This window comes from Devosia sp., from assembly GCF_041917035.1.
Classification (GTDB): Bacteria; Pseudomonadota; Alphaproteobacteria; order Rhizobiales; family Devosiaceae; genus Devosia_A.
Map to the genome: position 1 here is coordinate 1 of NZ_JAYRYM010000432.1, position 1821 is coordinate 1821.

General features: G+C 67.7%; 2 protein-coding genes. Both read right to left on the reverse strand.

Features of this window, described 5'->3' with window-relative positions; all coding sequences use genetic code 11:
• Positions 1-1322 (reverse strand): aldehyde dehydrogenase family protein (locus ACE3TU_RS21990; protein WP_374627987.1); only part of this gene is annotated, 1322 nt, incomplete at its 3' end.
• A 98-nt stretch (positions 1323-1420) separates the two neighbouring features.
• The coding region (locus ACE3TU_RS21995) for a hypothetical protein (protein ID WP_374627988.1) at positions 1421-1821 on the reverse strand (401 nt) is incomplete at its 5' end.

The window sequence follows — 1821 nt, forward strand, 5'->3', positions numbered from 1 at the left end:
ACCACCTTGTAGCAGTTGATCCACACCATGCCGGCGCGGATGTCGCGGGCCATCTTGTGGGCGCGCGTCAGGTTGTTGGTCCACAGACCCGAGCCGAGGCCATATTGCACGCCATTGGCGATGGCGAGGGCCTCCTCGTCCTCCTCGAAGGTGGTGACGGTGACGAACGGGCCGAACACCTCCTCCTGGCTGACCCGGTCGGTCGGCTTGGCGAGGACGATGGTCGGCTCGACGAAGTAGCCGTTGGCGAGGTCGTCCCGGTCGGGCCGCTTGCCGCCGGTGACGATCTCGCCGCCTTCGTCCTTGGCCACCTGCGAGAAGTGCAGCACGCGTTCCTGGTGCTGGCGCGAGGTCAGTGGCCCCATCTCGGTGGCGGGATCGAGCGGATCGCCCAGCCGGATCGACTTGGCGAAGCGGGTGAAGCCGTCGATGAATTCGTCGGCGATCGACTTGTGCAGGATGAGCCGCGACCCGGCGATGCAGGCCTGGCCCTGGTTGTGGAAGATGGCGAAGGCGGAGCCGCCGATGGCGGCGCGGATATTGGCATCGCCGAACACGATGTTCGGACCCTTGCCGCCCAGTTCCAGCTGCACCTTCTTGAGATTGCCCGCCGAGGCCGTAACGATGCGGCGGCCGGTGGCGGTCGAGCCGGTGAAGGCGATCTTGCCGATCTCGGGGTGTTCGGCGATGCGGGCGCCGGCGGTCTGGCCGTAGCCGGGCACGACGTTGACCACGCCCGCCGGGAAGCCGACCTCGCGCATCAGTTCGGCCACCCGCAGCGTCGAGAGCGGGGTCAGTTCGCTCGGCTTGATGACGATGGCATTGCCGGCGGCCAGCGCTGGGGCCATCTTCCAGCTGGTGAACATCAGCGGGAAGTTCCACGGCACGATCTGGCCGACGACGCCCACCGGCTCGCGCTGCACATAGTTGATGAAGCCGGGGTAGACCGGCGGCACGAAGCCTTCGAACTTGTCGGCCATGCCGCCGAAATAGCGGAAGCACCGCGAGGTGCGCGGCACGTCGAGCTTGCGCGCGTCGCGCACCGGATGGCCGGTGTCGAGCGCCTCGAGTACGATCAGTTCCTCGGCATGCGCATCGATGGCGTCGGCCAGCTTGAGCAGCAGGTTGCCGCGCTCGGCCGCATCGGCCCGGCCCCAGGCCGGCTGCGCCGCCCTGGCCGCCGCCACGGCGCGATCGACGTCCTCGGCGCGGGCCTCGGCGATCTCGCACAGCACCTCGCCCGAATAGGGATTGAACACCGGAATGGTGCCCCCGGCGAGGCCGTCGACGAACTCGCCGCCGATGAAGAGCTTGGTCTGCACAGTTGATACCCGCGCTGGTTGTAGACAGGAAGCAGCCGGCCCCTTCTCGTGGGAGCAGGGACCGGCCGCAGGGCGGAAGTGGGAGCGACCGCCCGTTCCTAGAACTCGACCGCCACCTGCGGAGCCAGGCCCTGCCGGATCAGTTCCGGCACCTTCGGCGAGCCGTTCTCCCAGACCAGCAGCATCGAGCGCTTCGCCGAGAAGCCCTGGTGACGGATGTCGGCGGGCATGCAGCAGCAATCGCCGGCCTTCATGTTGATCACCGCGCGCGGCCGGCCGGTGAGGCCGTCCTTGACGTTCCAGGTGATCTCGTCGGTGAGCTGGATGAACCACTCGCAGCGGTCATTGCCGTGCTCGACGGGCAGGATGTACTCCTCCGAGGTCGGGCAGAACAGGCTGTCCTTGACCACCGAGCAGACCGACGGATTCCACGTCACGTCCGAGCGCGACAGGTAGGCGAACAGGTTGAACGCCGAGACTTCGTGCTCGAAGCCGGGCT